20 protein-coding genes and 1 pseudogene are annotated in these 16,855 nt (G+C 40.4%); 2 read left to right on the forward strand and 19 right to left on the reverse strand.

Features of this window, described 5'->3' with window-relative positions; all coding sequences use genetic code 11:
• Window positions 1-24: 24 nt before the first annotated feature.
• The 18 genes and pseudogenes from SK578_RS02920 to SK578_RS03005 form a co-directional block, all read right to left on the reverse strand.
• The gene (locus SK578_RS02920) at window positions 25-486 is read right to left on the reverse strand and encodes an ECF transporter S component (protein WP_042750426.1); all 462 of its coding nucleotides are present in this window, start codon (window positions 484-486) and stop codon (window positions 25-27) included.
• Complete coding sequence (locus tag SK578_RS02925; protein ID WP_042750427.1) at window positions 464-1,237, reverse strand: bifunctional hydroxymethylpyrimidine kinase/phosphomethylpyrimidine kinase; 774 nt, start codon at window positions 1,235-1,237, stop codon at window positions 464-466. Before SK578_RS02925 ends, SK578_RS02920 begins: the two co-directional genes overlap by 23 nt.
• Window positions 1,227-1,976 carry a tRNA pseudouridine(38-40) synthase TruA gene (truA, locus tag SK578_RS02930; protein WP_042750429.1) on the reverse strand — a complete coding sequence of 250 codons (750 nt, stop codon included), beginning with the start codon at window positions 1,974-1,976 and terminating at the stop codon, window positions 1,227-1,229. Before truA ends, SK578_RS02925 begins: the two co-directional genes overlap by 11 nt.
• 99 nt (window positions 1,977-2,075) lie before the next feature.
• Window positions 2,076-3,227, reverse strand: a complete 1,152-nt coding sequence (locus tag SK578_RS02935; protein WP_042750431.1) for an MFS transporter — start codon at window positions 3,225-3,227, stop codon at window positions 2,076-2,078.
• 124 nt (window positions 3,228-3,351) lie between these two features.
• Entirely contained in the window at window positions 3,352-3,981 is a 630-nt protein-coding gene (locus SK578_RS02940) for a Pr6Pr family membrane protein (RefSeq protein WP_000033944.1), read from the reverse strand.
• 2 nt (window positions 3,982-3,983) lie between these two features.
• Complete coding sequence (locus SK578_RS02945) at window positions 3,984-4,322, reverse strand: zinc ribbon domain-containing protein YjdM (protein ID WP_001061596.1); 339 nt, start codon at window positions 4,320-4,322, stop codon at window positions 3,984-3,986.
• 207 nt (window positions 4,323-4,529) lie between these two features.
• The gene (locus SK578_RS02950; protein ID WP_042750433.1) at window positions 4,530-5,048 is read right to left on the reverse strand and encodes a Dps family protein; all 519 of its coding nucleotides are present in this window, start codon (window positions 5,046-5,048) and stop codon (window positions 4,530-4,532) included.
• Window positions 5,049-5,265: 217 nt separating this feature from the next.
• A pseudogene (locus SK578_RS10455) lies at window positions 5,266-5,646 on the reverse strand (ATP-binding cassette domain-containing protein); the annotation flags it as partial.
• Window positions 5,647-5,685: 39 nt separating this feature from the next.
• Window positions 5,686-6,444 carry a triose-phosphate isomerase gene (tpiA, locus tag SK578_RS02960; RefSeq protein ID WP_000087893.1) on the reverse strand — a complete coding sequence of 253 codons (759 nt, stop codon included), beginning with the start codon at window positions 6,442-6,444 and terminating at the stop codon, window positions 5,686-5,688.
• A gap of 97 nt (window positions 6,445-6,541) precedes the next feature.
• Window positions 6,542-7,219: a DnaD domain-containing protein gene (locus SK578_RS02965; RefSeq protein ID WP_042750436.1), complete on the reverse strand. Its 678-nt coding sequence runs from the start codon at window positions 7,217-7,219 to the stop codon at window positions 6,542-6,544.
• An 8-nt stretch (window positions 7,220-7,227) separates the two neighbouring features.
• Window positions 7,228-8,172: a homoserine O-acetyltransferase MetA gene (metA, locus tag SK578_RS02970; RefSeq protein WP_042750438.1), complete on the reverse strand. Its 945-nt coding sequence runs from the start codon at window positions 8,170-8,172 to the stop codon at window positions 7,228-7,230.
• A 182-nt stretch (window positions 8,173-8,354) separates the two neighbouring features.
• Window positions 8,355-8,867, reverse strand: a complete 513-nt coding sequence (locus SK578_RS02975) for an adenine phosphoribosyltransferase (RefSeq protein ID WP_001049318.1) — start codon at window positions 8,865-8,867, stop codon at window positions 8,355-8,357.
• Window positions 8,868-8,953: 86 nt separating this feature from the next.
• Window positions 8,954-9,712 carry a class I SAM-dependent methyltransferase gene (locus tag SK578_RS02980; RefSeq protein ID WP_042750440.1) on the reverse strand — a complete coding sequence of 253 codons (759 nt, stop codon included), beginning with the start codon at window positions 9,710-9,712 and terminating at the stop codon, window positions 8,954-8,956.
• 487 nt (window positions 9,713-10,199) lie between these two features.
• Window positions 10,200-10,889: a 50S ribosomal protein L1 gene (rplA, locus tag SK578_RS02985; protein WP_001085675.1), complete on the reverse strand. Its 690-nt coding sequence runs from the start codon at window positions 10,887-10,889 to the stop codon at window positions 10,200-10,202.
• A 207-nt stretch (window positions 10,890-11,096) separates the two neighbouring features.
• A complete protein-coding gene (gene rplK, locus SK578_RS02990; protein ID WP_001085807.1) occupies window positions 11,097-11,522 on the reverse strand; it encodes a 50S ribosomal protein L11 in 426 nt (141 codons plus the stop codon).
• A 122-nt stretch (window positions 11,523-11,644) separates the two neighbouring features.
• Window positions 11,645-12,361 (reverse strand): LD-carboxypeptidase LdcB/DacB, encoded by a 717-nt coding sequence (ldcB, locus tag SK578_RS02995; RefSeq protein ID WP_042750442.1) that lies wholly within the window; start codon window positions 12,359-12,361, stop codon window positions 11,645-11,647.
• 2 nt (window positions 12,362-12,363) lie between these two features.
• A complete protein-coding gene (locus tag SK578_RS03000) occupies window positions 12,364-12,834 on the reverse strand; it encodes an HIT family protein (protein ID WP_042750444.1) in 471 nt (156 codons plus the stop codon).
• Window position 12,835: 1 nt separating this feature from the next.
• Window positions 12,836-13,873, reverse strand: a complete 1,038-nt coding sequence (locus SK578_RS03005; protein WP_042750446.1) for a M42 family metallopeptidase — start codon at window positions 13,871-13,873, stop codon at window positions 12,836-12,838.
• Window positions 13,874-14,014: 141 nt separating this feature from the next.
• Between SK578_RS03005 and SK578_RS03010 the strand changes: the two genes are divergently transcribed.
• Window positions 14,015-14,566 carry a DUF1307 domain-containing protein gene (locus SK578_RS03010; protein ID WP_042750447.1) on the forward strand — a complete coding sequence of 184 codons (552 nt, stop codon included), beginning with the start codon at window positions 14,015-14,017 and terminating at the stop codon, window positions 14,564-14,566.
• 313 nt (window positions 14,567-14,879) lie between these two features.
• Window positions 14,880-15,419: a DUF1307 domain-containing protein gene (locus SK578_RS03015; protein WP_042750449.1), complete on the forward strand. Its 540-nt coding sequence runs from the start codon at window positions 14,880-14,882 to the stop codon at window positions 15,417-15,419.
• Window positions 15,420-15,465: 46 nt separating this feature from the next.
• Here SK578_RS03015 and brnQ read toward each other — a convergent pair whose 3' ends face one another.
• Window positions 15,466-16,791, reverse strand: coding sequence for a branched-chain amino acid transport system II carrier protein (brnQ, locus tag SK578_RS03020; protein ID WP_042750451.1), 1,326 nt, complete (start codon window positions 16,789-16,791; stop codon window positions 15,466-15,468).
• Between the last annotated feature and the right edge of the window lie 64 nt (window positions 16,792-16,855).

The raw sequence follows: 16,855 nt of genomic DNA on the forward strand, positions 1-16,855 counted from the left end.
TACTAACTTTACGTTTTTTAATCTTTACTTAATTTTCTTAATACTCTGACTAAGCACAAATCCTACAATCATCCCTACCATATTTTGCATGAAATTTGGTAAAATTTCTGGTAGGGCTGCAGCCCAGCCATTCATCAATGTAGAACCCAAGGCGTAGCCCCCTACCATGGAAATCGTTGCTAAGATAAGGCCTAACCACTGAGTTTTTCCTTTAAATCCTGCGAAAAATCCCTGCAAGCCATGGTTGACCAAGCTAAAGAACATCCACTGAGGATAGCCTGATAAGAGGTCAATCAAGAAACCTGCTAGTCCTCCTACTACAGCCCCTTCACGACTACCAAAGTAGAAGGCCGTAAAGAAGACACCAGCATCTAAAAGAGTTAGAATGCCTGTCGGTGTTGGAATTTTTAAGAAATAGCCTAGAACCACAGAAAGGGCGGTTAATAGGGATACAAGGGCGATTTTAGTTGTTTTGGTTTGCTTCATATTGTCTTACTCCATACTGATCTGCTTGTGCAATGGCACGGTAAACGAAAGCCTTAGAGCTTTCTACTGCTAGTAAAAGTTCATCACCTTTAAGCAAGTGACTGGCAATGCTAGAAGCAAAGGTACAACCTGCACCAGCATTTTGCCCTTGGATGACAGGATTTTCTAAGACTGTAAAGGTTTGTCCATCATAAAAGACATCTACAGCCTTGTCCTGACTAAGGCGATTGCCTCCCTTGATAATGACTGCTGGTGCTCCTAAGTCATGCAATTTCTGTGCTGCAGCCCTCATGTCTTCCAAGGTTTTAATTTCCTGACCAGCCAATAATTCTGCTTCAGGAAGATTAGGCGTAATCACACTAACATAAGGGAAAAAACGAATCAACTCTTGGCAGAGTTCACTAACTGCTACGTCGTGCGTTTCCTTGCAGACTAAGACAGGGTCCAGAACCACAGGCACTCCTGGGCGTTGCTTGATAAAGTCCAATGCCTTTTCAGCCACACTGACAGTTGGTAGAAGACCAATCTTAATCCCTGCAAATTCCACATCACGCAAGCTATCTAATTCATGTTGAAAAATGGTATCGTCAGTTGGAAAGACTTCAAATCCTTTTTCTGTCAAGGCTGTCAAACAAGTCACTGCTACAAAGCCATGCAAGCCGTTCAAGGTATAGGTAGCCAAATCCGCGGACAAACCACCACCACTAAAAATATCATTTCCAGAAAGTGCTAAAATACGATTATTCTTCATAACGAATCTCCTTTAAATACAAGCCATTTGGTGCTGCAGTGGGACCTGCAAGCTGCCTGTCCTTTTTCTCCAAGATGAGGTCAATCTGCTCTACTGGCATGCGATTATTGCCGATTTTGAGCAGTGTCCCCACCATATTCCGGATTTGCTTATACAAGAAACCATTTCCTGAAAAGGTAAAGGTCAAAAACTGACCTGTTTCATCAACTGTTAAACTAGCTTCTGTGATGGTGCGAACCTTATCCTCTACACTAGTCCCAGAGGCTGTAAAGCCGGTGAAATCATGAGTACCTTCTAATTTTTTGACAGCCTCCTGCATCCGTTCCACATCGAGTGGATAGGGAAAGTGAGTGGCATAGTGACGGCGCATCGGATTCTTGGGACGACCCCTATCCACAATAAATTCATAGGTCTTGCTATGCTTGGCATAACGGCAATGAAAATCATCCGCCACAAGCTCAATCGAGATCACATCAATATCTTCAGGGGACTGAGTGTCTAGAGCAAAACGGAGCTTCTCCTCATCCATCTGATAAGGTAGATCAAAATGAAGCACCTGTCCCAGGGCATGAACCCCACTATCTGTCCTACCAGCACCGTGAACAGTAATGGCTTGCCCTTTATTTAACTTGGTCAAGGTTTTTTCAATTTCTTCCTGAACGCTACGCGCATGAGGCTGGCGCTGAAAACCAGCAAAGGCATAACCATCATAGGAAATAGTTGCTTTATATCTCGTCATAACTTCTATTTTATCAAGAAAATAATCTGTAAACAAGGTTCTAAAACAAATATTGTCTGGGTACAAAATTCACAAAAAGAAAAACTTAGGAAACCAATCCTAAGCTCTCTTTTGAAGTAGGTACATGACAAAGATAGAGGTTACAATCAACCATGAGCCTAAAATGGCAAAGACCAACATCCCATTGTGAGTTAGTAAGCCAATTGCACCTAGAACGAATGGAGTCGTAAAGGCTCCGAAACTACAGCCTAAAACTGCAAATGAAGTTGCTTGATTGAGGAGTTTAGCTGGAATTCTTTCAGAGACAAGTTGAAAGACCGTCGTCAAGGCTACACTGTAGGCAAAACCAGCAAGAATGCTTCCTGCCACTACCACCCACAAGGATGGAGACAAGGCAATCACAATTTGCCCTAAGCCGAAGGTAATACCAGACCAGAGGAGCAGTTTCTCTTTAAAGATAGAAATCAAGAAAGAGAAACTCACACCAGCTACAATCCCGATTAACTGCATGACACTAAGAACAAAACTAGATAACTGGGCATCTCCCAGTCCTCTTTCCACCATCAGGCTTGGAATACGAATAGTAATAGCCGTATTGGTACAAACTACAACTGCCGCTTCAATAGCTAAGATAAAAATCAAGCCCTTCATTTCCCGAGTTAAACGACTTACTTCCTTCGTTTTTTTCTTGACTTCTTTCTTTTCCTTTCCATAAGGGACAAAGAGCAGATAAAGGGTCAGTACCAAAAATCCAGCACTATAGGCTAGGAAGGTAGCTGTCCAACCAAAGGACAACAATTGACCGACTGCCAAGGTGATGAGAGATGCCCCAACGACCTCTGCAGAACCGCGTAGCCCTAACATCTGAATTCGTGTTTTTCCTTGATAACGTTCACTGATAATAGAAATAGCCTTGGCATTGATCATCCCAACTCCCAAACCAAAGAGAATCCGTGTTCCAAAGACAAAAGGATAGGCTTGATACCAGAAGGGAGCCGTCCCGCTCAGTGATAAAATCAGCAATCCCAAACTAATCTGTAATCGCTCAGGAAATATTTTTTCTAAGAAACCATTTAGTAGTAACATAATCATGATTCCAAAGGATGGCAAGCTCGCCAAGAGCTCAATTTGTTCCTTAGGATAACCTTGATAATAGTCAAACATGGCTGGCAGTGCACTCGAGATGGAAAATGATGTAATCAAAACGAGGGAGAGAGCCAAAATACTGGCTCGTTCTAAAAATTGTTTCATGAAATCTCTTTCTATATTTCTCTTAATCTTCTGTCTTTTTGATAGTTATCAAATAAGCAAGAAAAGAAGAAGTCTCATTGGATTGTAGACTCCTTCTTAAACTAGAAAATGAATCCCTTGTATCTTAGGATGACTTTCTCTTGATTTGCTTGATAAAGTAGAAGATAAATCCTGCTACCATATAGGCAACAAAGATAATCAGACACCACTTGAACACGACATCCCACCCCTTGTTCACATTCAAAAAGAAGTAAGGGAAGGGACTGACCTTAGAATTAGGAACATCAAGTTTCAGTACCAAGCCATTAAAAAGAGCAAAAATCATATACAGCAAGGGTAAAATCGTCCACACAACTGGATCCCAGATTTTGTATTGACCCTGTTTGTCAAAAAAGAGGGTATCTGCTAAAAACCAGAGGGGAACGATATAGTGGCAAAGAAAATTTTCTAGAGTATAGAAATTAGTCGCAATGGGCGCTAAGAGGAAATGGTAAATCACACAAGTAATCATGATACTCATGGTGACCCCACCTTTTAAGCGCAAGAGACTAGGCCTTTGCCAGTTTTCACCTAAACGGCTCATAACCTTTAGGAGATAGAGCGTAAAAATCGCAACTAAAAGGTTGGACAGAACCGTATAATAGAGAAGCATCCCAAATCCACCATGCTTGGCGATTTCAAGATAAACTCCAGTAAAAGCCGCTAGAAACAAGAAGATACGGCTATAAAATACAAGTTTATAGTGTTTTGACATGCTTAAATTTTCTTCACAAACTCTGATTTGAGTTTCATGGCACCGAAGCCATCGATTTTACAGTCGATATTGTGGTCGCCTTCTACGATGCGGATATTTTTCACGCGCGTCCCTTGTTTCAAATCTTTTGGCGCACCTTTTACTTTCAAGTCCTTGATGAGGGTTACAGTATCACCGTCAGCCAATTTATTTCCGTTGGCATCGATAGCAACAAGGCCCTCTTCTACATCTGCAACTTCAGCAGGATTCCACTCATAAGCACACTCTGGGCAAACCAGTAGGGCACCGTCTTCGTAGACATACTCTGAGTTACATTTTGGGCAATTTGGTAAGTTGTTCATGGTTTCTCCTTATCATCATTCACTATTCTTTGAAAATCAAAATTTCTCGAACAGCAACTATTATACCTTAAAATCAGCATTTTGACAAATGAGTCGCCGGAGGAGCAAAGAAAAAATCATGTAACTTTGTCTGCTACATGATTTTTAAAAGATAGTTTATCATGAGTAGTGATACAGAAACTCATGATAGAAAGGGATGCATTTATCTTACAAACCAGGTGCTTGTCCAAGTTCTGCGGCAAGCATCCAAATTGTTTTATCAGTTTCAGTTTTAGCATCTGAGAAGATACCGTTTGTCACATCGTCACCCTCTTCATCAGTGACATCCAAACCTTTTTGGAAGAGTTCTGATAAGTAACGGTAGATAGCAAGCACACGTTCCAAGCTTTCTTCAACATTACGGTATTCACCAGCTTCTTCCTCGATTTCACTGTTTTGAAGGAATTCTGTCAAAGTAGAGAATGGGCTACCACCAAGTGTGATCAAGCGTTCGCTGATTTCATCTAATTGACCATCAAGAGCATCCATGTACTCATCCATTTTTGGATGCCATACAAGGAAACCACGGCCACGCATGTACCAGTGTACTTGGTGCAAGGCAACGTGGGCTACGTACAAATCAGCAACAGCTTGGTTCAATACTTCCTTTGTTTTTGCCAATGCTACTGGCGCTGCTTTTGTTAATGATGTTACGTCTTTTACTGCTTCTTTTTTCAATTCTACCATTTTATTTTACCTCATTCATTATTATTTGTAACCACTTCTTAGTGTTTACTCTCTTAGTATACTACTAAGTAAAACCAATAGCAAGCCAAATGACTCACATGAGAAAAGTTGCAATAGACTGATAATTTAAGAAAAGTTTAGTTGGTTCAGATTAGCTCACTTTATCAGATATACTTGAAAATTGGCTTTGGTAAAGTTCATAATAAAAGCCTTTTGCTTAGAGTAAGCTTTCGTAATTTCCCTGCTCAATAATCTGTCCATCCCTAAGAACGAGAATCTTATTTGCTTCTTAAATGGTCTAGAGACAATGGGAGATGACAAAGCTGGTCCTTCCTTTCATCAACCGTTTCATAGCTTTTTGAATCAAGAGTTCCAAACAGGTATCAACAGAGGAAGTCGCTTCATCCAAAATGAGAATTTTAGGATTAGCTAGAATAGCAAGCGCGATGGTCAACAGTTGTTTATGCCCGAGAGAAATATTGCTGGAGTCTTGGTTCATCTCCATGTTATAACCACTAGGAAGAGTTCGTATAAAATAGTCTACATTAGCCGCTTTAGTAGCAAAAAAGAAAGGACGATATATGTCCTTTCTCGATTTTAGTTTTTCTTCAACCCAATAATGTTGATAAAGAGTCGATTATTTTACAAAGTCAAGCAATGCCAAGAAGCTTTCAGCTTCAAGTGACGCACCACCAACAAGGGCACCGTCAACGTCTGGGCAAGCCATGTATGAAGCAACGTTTTCAGGTTTAACAGAACCACCGTATTGAACACGAACTTTGTCTGCAACTTCTTGACCAAAGTCAGCAGCTACAACGTCACGAACAACTTTACACATTTTTTGTGCGTCGTCTTGTGAAGCTGATTTACCAGTACCGATAGCCCAGATTGGCTCATAAGCGATAACTGAGGCAGCAACTTGTTCAGCAGTCAATCCAGCCAATGCAGCAGATACTTGAGCACCTACAAACTCAGCAGCTTTACCAGCTTCGTAAGTTTCAAGTGACTCACCACAACAGATGATTGGAAGCATACCGTTTGCAAAGATTGCTTTTGCTTTTTTGTTGATATCTTCGTCAGTTTCATGGAAGTAGTCACGGCGTTCTGAGTGACCGATAACAACGTAGTCAGTACCGATTTCTTTCAAAACTTGTGGGCTTGTTTCACCAGTGAAAGCACCTGCATTTTCAAAGTAGCAGTTTTGAGCAGCAACTTTAAGGTTTGAGCCTTTTGCAGCAGCAAGAACAGTTGTCAAATCAAGAGCTGGAGCTGCGATACCTGCTTCAACAAGATCTGATGAAGGAAGTTTTGATGCAACTGCTTCAACGAATGCTTTAGCCTCTTCTGGATTTTTGTTCATTTTCCAGTTACCAGCGATAAATGGTTTACGTGACATTTCACATACCTCTTTTTTCAATTTATTTTCTACTTATTTTATCACAATTAGACACAGCTTGCAAATCTTACTCGGATTTCAAGCCTGCTTACAAGGATTAATCCTTCCAGAGATCCATAGCATTTCTAAAATCTGCAGATACCTGTGTCAACTGAGGATTGCTTGCTTCTCTCTCTGCCCGTTTAGCCTCGATTTGAGCCACACTTTTGATACCTTCATGGCGCCAATTTCTCAAAATCGCCTGAATGTACTTCCAGTTTGGTTTCCCATTCAAAACCGCTTCACGAAGAGCTTCCTTAATCAAGTCAGCACTGGTTCCATCTTCCTTTAGCGTCTTGGTCAAATCCTCAATCTCAAAAGGAGTCAATAAGCGCCCTAACTCCTGCTGGAAAGTTTCCACCAAATCCTTAAGCTGGTTTTGAGGTGTCAGCTGGTCTGAACTTGAATGAACTGCTCCAAGCAGGTCATCCAAACGTTCTAATGCCAAACTAGCATCAAAAAGCAATTCAATTTCACCATTCAATTCGATAGTTCGATACTGAAGCAGTCCCCTCTCCGTCAGATTGGAAATAGCCTGATTGACATCCGAAATTTCCTTGCCAATCCTTTCAGCAATCTGGCTTGGAGACATCTCTTCCAAACCTGTCGTATTTTGCAAATAGAAAAATTGCCAGACCAGAAAATCGTCGCTAGAAGGAAAGAGTTCCTTAAAATGCAAGAGCAGGGCACTCGGTAAAACCAAGTTCCCTGATTTAAAAGCGTCTAAATATGTCATAATTCCTCTTATAAATACCCAAATGCAGATGCATCATCTTCTATTTTTCTCCAGTCAAAAGGGGTTTCCTGATAGACTGCATAATTCACCCAGTTGCTGAAAAAGAGGGCTGCTGATGAAGACCAACAAAGACAAGGTGTCTGGTTGACATCATCATCCTTAAAGTAATTTTCTGGAATATGAGGATCCAAACCTGCATCACGATCTCGGAAATATTCATTTGCCAAGGTATCACGGTCATACTCCAAATGCCCAAAACTATAAATTTCTCGTAAATCACGACTAGCTAAAATCGAAACCCCAACCTGCGGTCCTTCCGATAAAATCTCAAGATTGGTCTTGTTTAAGACCTCTTCCTTAGAAATCTCCGTGTGCCGTGAATGAGGGGATACATAGCTATCGTCAAAGCCTCTAAAGAGAAGGTGTCCTTCTTTTAAAGTATCCTGAGGATAGATACCTGATAATTTACTGTCCATCTGGTATTTTTCCACCCCATAACGCAGATAAAGACCAGCCTGAGCACCCCAGCAGATATGAAGCGTCGAATAGACGTGGGTCTTGGACCACTCGATTACCTGACTGAATTCCTCCCAATAGTCCACTTCCTCAAATGGTAAATGCTCAACTGGAGCACCCGTGATAATCATGCCATCAAAATACTCGTCCTTAACTTCAGGAAAAGTTTTATAAAAGGTCTCCATGTGCTCTGAACGAGTTGTCTTAGAACGGTGGCTTTCCATATAGAGAAAATCAATATCCAGTTGCAGGGGCGTATTAGCCAAGTGGCGCAACAATTGAGTCTCTGTGACCATTTTTTGTGGCATGAGATTTAAAATTAAAATCTTCAAGGGACGAATATCTTGGTGGGCCGCACGTTGATCATCCATGACAAAGATGTTCTCTGTTCGTAAAATCTCAACAGCTGGTAATTTTTTATCAATTCGAATCGGCATAACCCTCTCCTAACTGTACTCTTTCAGGAATAATTGCTTGTGTTTAGAGTTAAAATGTAAACACTTGTTTCCTTTATTATACTGTAAGAAGATATAGTTTTCAATTATAGTTTTTCTCTAACTAGCTATAGTCTATTTTTATATCCTAATGTAGAGAAAACAGCCCTAGGGACTGTTTTTCATTAATAATGCATAAGAACTTTGTAATCGTAGTCACCGATTTTTTCACGACCGTTCAATTCATCCAATTCAACAAGGAAGGCACAACCTGCTACAACACCACCAAGTTTTTCAATCATCTCGATTGTTGCCTTAACAGTTCCACCTGTTGCCAAGAGGTCATCCACGATAAGAACACGTTGACCTGGCTTAATGGCATCCGCGTGCATAGTCAAGGTATCAACACCATATTCTTTTTCGTAGTCAGCAGAAATGACTTCGCGTGGCAATTTACCTGGTTTACGAACAGGTGCAAAACCAATTCCCAACTCAAAGGCAACTGGACAGCCCACGATAAAACCACGAGCTTCAGGACCTACGATCATATCAATTTTCTTGTCAGTAGCATACTGAACAATTTCACGAACAGCGTAGCTATAAGCATTTCCATCAGCCATCAAAGGACTAATATCACGGAAGGTGATGCCTTCCTTAGGATAATTTTCAATTGTTGCAATATAATCTTTTAAATTCATCTTTTTCTTTCTTTCAAAGTTTTTTACTCTCTATTATAGCATATTTTTTAAGAAAGAAGAAAGGAAAAGTTAACATCAATGATTATCTAACGATTTGACGATTTATGACTAGCCATAGCAATAAAGCCCAAGTTCTGTTTATTCTTATCAAACATTTTATACATAGTTAAAAACTGCTTTCTATTCTCCTTTTTACAAGCATTTACACAAATTTTCAAAGTTCCTAGCCAACCTTCGTCATAAATCATACCTGATAATTTCATTAATGTCATTTCACCAGTCAATACTTTCACATCACGATAACCTGATTCTATCATCACCTCTTCCCAACCATCTTGAGTTAAAGGACCTACATTTACATGAATTGCTTGTGACAATTCCTGTCTGATAGACTCTTTAGCTTCCTTAAGAAGCACATCATGTGTCAAAAGAAGACCTTCAGGTTTTAAAACCCTTAGATACTCCATTACACATTTTTTCTTAGCTTGATCGGCTTGCATAGTCAGCATAGCTTCATTTATAACAATATCAAAACTAGCATCTTCATAAGGAAGTTTCATTGCATTTGCTCTTTCAAATCTGATCAAATGACCAACACCTGCCGTTTCAGCAGATTTTTTAGCCACTTCTAAGGCTTGTCCATCCATATCAACAGCAGTTATCTTACAACCAAAACGCTGTGCCAACTCAATTGCTGTAGTTCCCCTATTGCACGCAACTTCTAGTATTCTCTTTTCTTTTGAAAATCTTCCTTCCGCAATTAACCAATCTGTGGCACGTTTTCCACCTGGACGTAAGCGTTTTTTCCCCAGTTTTGCTAAAAACTTATGACCTGCTTCTGACATCTGAACACCTCTATTTTTTCTTCATTATAACATAAAATTATATTATCTAACAATTCTAATCCATTATTTGATAAACTAGAATCAAAAGCATACAAGCTGCCATGACTATAGCATAAATCTATTAATCACCTCTCTAGTTCGAATTCAATGGCTCACGTAGTTTACGTATATAGGTTACGACTACATATTTGTACTTTAGAGTTGCTGGCCTCCTTATCCGTTATATACGCTTTACTATCACGTGCCTATTCGTATAGCCAAGATTTCTCTATCTCTTTCTCTGCCGATTCTTATTTCCAGCGTCAGACTTAAACAGTCTATCCTAATGCCGTTCGATCAGCTACTCACAATAGTCAGGCTTGGGAATCACTTTTGGGTTTACTAGTATATGGTACCCACAGAGGACTTACACCTCAGATGAACGGAATGCCCGTCGTACCTAAAAAAACGAGCACTTTCGTACTCGTTCTCTGATATAAACTACTGATTAAAGTGAGTTTACGTCAACTTTGATACCAACACCTTGAGTAGTTGTGATAGTCAAGTTTGTTACGTAAGTTCCTTTAGCTGTAGCTGGTTTTGCTTTTTGGATTGTTTCGTTGAAAGCTTTGAAGTTTTCAACCAATTTTTCAGCTTCAAATGATACTTTACCGATGATTGCTTGAACGTTACCTGCACGGTCAGCACGGTAAGTGATTTTACCACCTTTAGACTCTTCAACTGCTTTAGCAACATCCATTGTTACAGTACCAGTTTTAGGGTTTGGCATCAAGTTACGTGGTCCAAGGACACGTCCAAGACGTCCAACAAGAGCCATCATGTCAGGTGTAGCAATAACTACGTCGAAGTCCAACCAACCGTCGTTGATTTTAGCAACAAGGTCATCTTCACCAACAAAGTCTGCACCAGCAGCCTTTGCTTCTTCAGCTTTTGCACCACGTGCGAAAACAAGAACGCGTGAAGTTTTACCAGTACCGTTTGGCAATACCATTGCTCCACGGATTTGTTGGTCAGCTTTTTTAACGTCGATGTTCAAGTTGTAAGCAACTTCTACAGTTGCGTCAAATTTTGCAAAGTTAGTTTCTTTTGCAAGTGCTACAGCTTCTTCTACACTGTATGCTTTTGTGCTGTCGATTTTCTCAAGAGCAGCACGAAGTTGTTTGCTTTTTTTAGCCATTTTCTATTCTCCTTGTAAGTGGTTCAATCGATTTTCATCTCCCACGTCACTTCTCGAAATGATGAAGTCTTGCGGGTTTTCAGTCTATTATTTTTCTTTTCCTACTTCGTTAAGCTCCCTTGCTGTACTCAAGTACAAGCATCAGTCACTTGCCTAGTATGAAAAGCAACTAATAGACTGCTGTGAGATTTTCTACCGTGTTATTGATTAGTCAACAACAGTGAATCCCATAGAACGAGCAGTACCTTCGATCATACGCATTGCAGACTCTACGTTTGCTGCGTTCAAATCTGGCATCTTAGTTTCTGCAATTTCTTGTACTTGTGCACGAGTAACTGTAGCAACTTTAGTTTTGTTAGGTGTACCTGATCCTTTTTCAACACCTGCAGCTTTTTTCAAAAGAACAGCAGCTGGTGGTGTTTTAGTGATGAAAGTAAATGATTTATCTTCGTAAACTGAGATAACAACTGGAATGATCATACCAGCTTGGTCAGCTGTACGAGCGTTGAACTCTTTTGTGAATCCCATGATGTTGATACCAGCTTGACCAAGAGCAGGTCCAACCGGTGGAGCTGGTGTAGCTTTACCAGCAGGGATTTGCAATTTTACAAGTTTTTCGACTTTTTTAGCCATTTTTAAATCCTCCTTTGTGGTTTTGGCGGTAATTAAAGATTTTTACCTCCCACAAGTATGCTTTACACATACTCATCTATTATACACTATTTATCTGGAATTGCAAGAGAAAAGTTTATTTTTTAATCGACGTAATCTCCACCTTCAAAGCCGAAATACTCTTCCAAACTGAGGCCACTAGCTGCAATCTCTTTAGCCTCTTTTCCGACATAACGAAGGTGCCATTCCTCTGCCATATAGCCTGTTTCCTTTTCCTTACCTTTAAGATAACGGACAACAAAACCATAATCAGCCGCATGGTCCAAGAGCCATTGGGCCGCTTTTTCTTCTGTCACCAAATCACCATTTGTTCCAATCACATCAAAGGCCAAGCCTGTCTGGTGCTCGCTATAGCCAGGGCGGGCAGAGTAACGGTCTGCTGCAGCCTTTCCATCTTTATTGACATAATCTTGATAGAGCTTAGTCTGAGTCTCGTAACTTCTAAAACCACTGTATTGATCACTAATTGGGAAGCCTGCCTCTTGCATCGCTTTGATGAGTTTGACCAACTCAGCCTTGGCTGTTGGATTTTCCCCTGGATTGTAGTCTTTAGATAATGGATAGTGTTTATTTGCTACGATAATTTCATCGTATTTCCCTTGAATACTGTAGTAGTCACCTTTATTAACCACTTCTGCTTTTTTCTGGGTGGCTTCTTGAGTCTTATTTCCGACTGTTCCATCAGCTTTAGCTGTTTGTTCTGTCTTAGCTGCTCCATCTTCATTTTTTGCTTTTTCTTGTGAACAAGCTGCTAGACTCAAGGCTAGCAAGGCTGTCAAGACAAGGTATCTTTTTTTCATTTCTACTCCTTTATTTCTAATAGGTTGTCTACTTCTGGCGATAAACGTTTGACTAATTGTTTAATCTCATCAGGTTTTACTTGGCAGGTTTCTGCTGTCATTTCTTCAAAGGGAACCCACCAGACTGGACCACGTCCCTTGAGACCGTGACCATTCATATCACCTCTTCGTCTAGGAAACAGATGCCAATGAAGATGGGCATCACCATTTCCTAGCAGTTCGATATTCATTTTCTCGGCAGTAAAGGCCTTGGCAACTGCCTCTTGGACTAAACTCATTTCCTCTAGAAAACGGATTCTAGTTTCCTTCTCTAAATGATGCAATTCGGTGACGTGTTCCTTGGCTAGAAAGAGACTATAGCCTGCAAAATACTGGTGATCTCCAATCACAAGATAGCCTGTTTCTAGTTCTCTCACAAAGTAGGGATTTTCCCCAGCTTTAATGAGCTCAATTCTCTGGCAAATCAAACACATATTAGTCTACCAATATGCTCTTAAGACAAGCATCAACCATACGTTCCGTTGCGACCACCGAGTCAATATGAGTGCGCTCATATGAGTGGCTAGACTCGATACCAGCACCGAGAAGGGCGTGTTTGACTTCTGCCCCTGCAGACATAGCTGCTGAAGCGTCCGAACCATAAAATGGATAGATATCCAGCTTAAATGGAATATCTTGCTCTTTAGCCAAAGCAACCAAGTGTTGACGGAAGTCGTAGTGATAAGGTCCAGAAGCATCCTTGACACAGATAGACACTGTATATTCGTCTGTTTGCTGGTCATCTCCCATAGCTCCCATATCCACAGCCAGATATTCTACTACCTGAGCAGGAATGTTAGAATTAGCACCATGCCCCACTTCTTCAAAGACTGAAAAAGCAAAATGAGTTGTTACGGGCAATTCAATCTTCTCTTCCTTATAAATACGAAGCAGGTTAAGCAAGATCGCTGCGCTGACCTTATCATCCAAATGACGAGACTTGATAAAACCTGTCTCTGTCACGACAGTTCGTGGATCAAAGCTGATAAAATCACCGACCTCAATCCCCAAGGCACGAGTTTCTTTTTCATTGGTCACTTTGGCATCCAAACGCACTTCCATATTGTCTTGCGTGCGTTCTGCAGTTCCTGCATCCTTGTAGACATGGCAAGAGGTCTGGTGGAGAAGGATGGTTCCTGATACTTTTTCACCTGTGCTAGCCACATGAACGGTACAGTTTTCTCCTTCAATCATGTTCCAAGGGAAACCACCGATACGGTCCATTTTGAGACGGCCGTCTGGTTTAACAGCTCGGACAATAACACCAAGCGTATCCACATGAGCAGTCACATAGCGGTGTTTCTCATTATTTTGACCTTTGATGGTCACATTGACACCGCCCTTAGCTGTGAGAACCGGCTGGTAACCAAAACCTTCTATAGTCTTGACTAAATAGTCCGAAATCTCCCGAGTGAAGCCCGTTGGCGACGCAATGGCTGTCAGTTCTTTGATATATTCTACTGTTTGATTCATTTCTTCACCTCTTTTGCTACCTATTATAACATTTTTCTAGTCAGACTCCTTCTCAAAAGGAGAAAAACTGTGTTTAGTTGCTTTCACTATAGATCCATGTTATAATACAAATACTTTGATTATGAAAGGAAAGTAACAAATATGAAATCATACTTTAAAGTATCGCTAGCCCTTGTGGCTTCACTTGTCCTCCTGCTCGGATGTTCCAAACAAGCATCAACACCTGCAAACAGCAGTTCTAAAGAAGACACAACAACTCAGTCAAGTGAGAGCAAACAAAGCACTGAGCAATCTTCTGAGAAGAAAGAAACAGCCAAGACACATACTTTTGTCAACAAAAGCAATCCTGGAATCACTTCTACCTTGGTTTATACTGTAGAAGGCGACAATGTTACCAAGCAAACCGGTCAGAATGTTGCAGATCCTGAAATCCTTGGTGCAACTCCAGAAGAGGTCAAGAGTACACTCGAGGATACCTATAAAGGTTATTACGGGCTAAAAGGTGTTAAACAAACCATTGAAATCAAAGATGGAAAAGTTGTTCAAGATCTCGAAGTTGATTACTCAACTGCAAGCCTTGACGAACTTAGAAAAGCACTCCCTGAAGAATATCCTGGTATTGGAAATCGTGTCAGTTTCTCAATCACTAAAAATGGACTAGAGACACTGGGATTCACTGAAAAGACAAACTAATCCCCTAAAATTTCATATAGACTAGTGTAGGTCCACCCCAAAAGTTAGACACAACTCTGACTCTTGGGGTATTTTTTTATAGTCCTGACCGATGAGTCCAATAGCCCCCTCTCAGTCCCATAAAAAGTGCATTTAAAGCTTCATACACTTATAAAGCCATACGATAAAAGTTCTTTGAAATAGATAGAGATAAAACTTTAATTGTCAGACTAGTTTCTATTCGTTATCAGGCCATATGAGAGGGGAGGTCTAGTTGATTTTGTAGTAGAATCATGTTATAATACAAAATACTTTGATTATGAAAGAAAAAGACATGAACAAATATTTTAAAATGACTCTTTGTATAGCTCTACCATTAGCTATCTTATTGGGATGTTCAAAACAATCAACAACCTCATCAACTAGCTCAGCAAAAATTGAAACTACTCAGGTAGAATCTACTAGCCAGCAAGCTACAGAAAACAAATCTGAAGTAAAAACTGTGACCTTTGTAAATGATACTCGTACTGGCTTTAATTCTACTTTAACCTACACTGTAGATGGAGACAAAGTATTGAAACAATCAGGTCATAATGTCTATGATCCAGAGGCTCTTGATACTACTGCTGAAACTCTTAAAGCATTTGTTGAAAAAACTTATAAAGGATATCAAGGCCTCAAAGGTGTTACTCATAGCATCAAAATCAAAGATGGAAAGGTCGTTCAAGATGCTGAAGTCGACTTCACAGTCGCAAGTATTGACGAACTTAGAAAAGCCTTACCAGAAGAATACTCAGGCGTAGGTAACTATGTTAGCTGTACTGCTTCTAAGAAAATGTTAAAAGATCTTGGATATACTGAAAAAACTAACTAAGTGTCTTTTACAAAAATAAAAAACCTCGGCTTATGCCAAGGTTTTTTTATTCCATCTCAAAAACATCGCTTTCTTGCTTGTTTGGTAGAACCAATGAGAGCAAGATTCCGACAACGGCTGGTACTAACCATGGAAGTGATGCCTTGGCAAAAGGAAGAGCGTTGACAAGGTTTGCAAGAAACTCAACTTTAAATGAGCTTCCTAGTACGCTTGCAATGGCAATGGCTGTAACAACAGCAATTGTCAACTGCATACCTGGTTTTGAAAGAGCTACAAATTTGTTGACAATGACAATCATAACGATAGCAATCGTGATTGGATACAAGATAACCAGTACTGGAATGGAGTACTTGATAATCGCATCAAGACCCAAATTAGCAATGGCAAATCCAATCAAGGTAAAGGCTGTCGCATAGACCTTGTAACTGATTTGTGGGAAACGTTCATTAAAGAACTCAGCTGTTGACACAATCAAACCAACCGTTGTTGTGAAGCAGGTTACGGTAACCATAGCTGCAAGGAAGAGTTGGGCTGTTGAGCCAAAGATTTCTTGAGTGGCTTGTGACAAGATGTAAACACCTGGTGTTCCACCCTTCATCGCTTCAGCTGGTACTGGGAAATGATTTCCAAGGAAACCTAAACCGATATAAAGAGCACTGAAGGCAAGGGCAACAACGATACCAACCACCCAAATAGTCGAAATGTATTCTTTCTTACTTGAAAATCCAAGTTGTTTCAAGGTTTGAACTGCAATCACACTAAAGGCAACTGAAGCAAGGGCGTCCAAGGTATTGTAACCTTCTAAGAAACCTGTACCAAAGGCAGAAGCTTGATAAGCAGCTGAAGCAGCTTGAGGACTTGTTCCACCGTATTTGAAAGCTCCAAGAACAACTAAGATAACAATCAAAATCGCAAAAACTGGTGTTAAAATACGGCCGATACGATCTAAGATTTTTGATGGATTAAGCGAAATCAAATAGGCTGCTGCAAAATACAGAACTGTAAAGACAATCAAACCAAGACCTTTATTGGCATCCGACAAAAGAGGCTTAATCCCTACTTCGTAAGCTGTTGTAGCTGTACGCGGGATAGCAAAGAATGGACCGATTGACAAGTAAAGAACTGAGAGGTAAAGAGTCGCAAACCAAGGCGCTATCTTTGTAGAAATCTCGTAGATATATCCTTTAGGATTTAGCGTTCCAATAATAAGAGTCAAGACGGCGATACCGACGCCTGAAAAGACAAAACCTGCGATGGCAGGAAGAAAATGTTCTCCAGATAAAGCACCTAGAGAAGGCGGAAAAATCAAGTTTCCCGCACCAAAAAATATTCCAAACAGGAGCAAACCTGTTAGAGCACCTTTTTTAGCCATGAAAATCTCCTTCATATTTATAAAATACTGACCTAGTATATCATGAATGGGAGTATGAAAAAAG

The sequence above is a fragment of the Streptococcus mitis genome (assembly GCF_000722755.1).
Taxonomy (GTDB): domain Bacteria; phylum Bacillota; class Bacilli; order Lactobacillales; family Streptococcaceae; genus Streptococcus; species Streptococcus mitis_CM.

What these genes read in the sequence shown, in the direction of transcription:
- brnQ (WP_042750451.1), bottom strand. Translation starts at nt 16,791, where the DNA reads ATGGCTAAAAAAGGTGCTCTAACAGGTTTGCTCCTGTTTGGAATATTT.
- SK578_RS02935 (WP_042750431.1), bottom strand. Translation starts at nt 3,227, where the DNA reads ATGAAACAATTTTTAGAACGAGCCAGTATTTTGGCTCTCTCCCTCGTT.
- SK578_RS03010 (WP_042750447.1), top strand. Translation starts at nt 14,015, where the DNA reads ATGAAATCATACTTTAAAGTATCGCTAGCCCTTGTGGCTTCACTTGTC.
- rplK (WP_001085807.1), bottom strand. Translation starts at nt 11,522, where the DNA reads ATGGCTAAAAAAGTCGAAAAACTTGTAAAATTGCAAATCCCTGCTGGT.
- rplA (WP_001085675.1), bottom strand. Translation starts at nt 10,889, where the DNA reads ATGGCTAAAAAAAGCAAACAACTTCGTGCTGCTCTTGAGAAAATCGAC.
- truA (WP_042750429.1), bottom strand. Translation starts at nt 1,976, where the DNA reads ATGACGAGATATAAAGCAACTATTTCCTATGATGGTTATGCCTTTGCT.
- SK578_RS03015 (WP_042750449.1), top strand. Translation starts at nt 14,880, where the DNA reads ATGAACAAATATTTTAAAATGACTCTTTGTATAGCTCTACCATTAGCT.
- ldcB (WP_042750442.1), bottom strand. Translation starts at nt 12,361, where the DNA reads ATGAAAAAAAGATACCTTGTCTTGACAGCCTTGCTAGCCTTGAGTCTA.
- SK578_RS03000 (WP_042750444.1), bottom strand. Translation starts at nt 12,834, where the DNA reads ATGTGTTTGATTTGCCAGAGAATTGAGCTCATTAAAGCTGGGGAAAAT.
- SK578_RS02940 (WP_000033944.1), bottom strand. Translation starts at nt 3,981, where the DNA reads ATGTCAAAACACTATAAACTTGTATTTTATAGCCGTATCTTCTTGTTT.
- SK578_RS02925 (WP_042750427.1), bottom strand. Translation starts at nt 1,237, where the DNA reads ATGAAGAATAATCGTATTTTAGCACTTTCTGGAAATGATATTTTTAGT.
- tpiA (WP_000087893.1), bottom strand. Translation starts at nt 6,444, where the DNA reads ATGTCACGTAAACCATTTATCGCTGGTAACTGGAAAATGAACAAAAAT.
- SK578_RS03005 (WP_042750446.1), bottom strand. Translation starts at nt 13,873, where the DNA reads ATGAATCAAACAGTAGAATATATCAAAGAACTGACAGCCATTGCGTCG.
- SK578_RS02965 (WP_042750436.1), bottom strand. Translation starts at nt 7,219, where the DNA reads ATGACATATTTAGACGCTTTTAAATCAGGGAACTTGGTTTTACCGAGT.
- SK578_RS02950 (WP_042750433.1), bottom strand. Translation starts at nt 5,048, where the DNA reads ATGGTAGAATTGAAAAAAGAAGCAGTAAAAGACGTAACATCATTAACA.
- metA (WP_042750438.1), bottom strand. Translation starts at nt 8,172, where the DNA reads ATGCCGATTCGAATTGATAAAAAATTACCAGCTGTTGAGATTTTACGA.
- SK578_RS02975 (WP_001049318.1), bottom strand. Translation starts at nt 8,867, where the DNA reads ATGAATTTAAAAGATTATATTGCAACAATTGAAAATTATCCTAAGGAA.
- SK578_RS02980 (WP_042750440.1), bottom strand. Translation starts at nt 9,712, where the DNA reads ATGTCAGAAGCAGGTCATAAGTTTTTAGCAAAACTGGGGAAAAAACGC.
- SK578_RS02945 (WP_001061596.1), bottom strand. Translation starts at nt 4,322, where the DNA reads ATGAACAACTTACCAAATTGCCCAAAATGTAACTCAGAGTATGTCTAC.
- SK578_RS02920 (WP_042750426.1), bottom strand. Translation starts at nt 486, where the DNA reads ATGAAGCAAACCAAAACAACTAAAATCGCCCTTGTATCCCTATTAACC.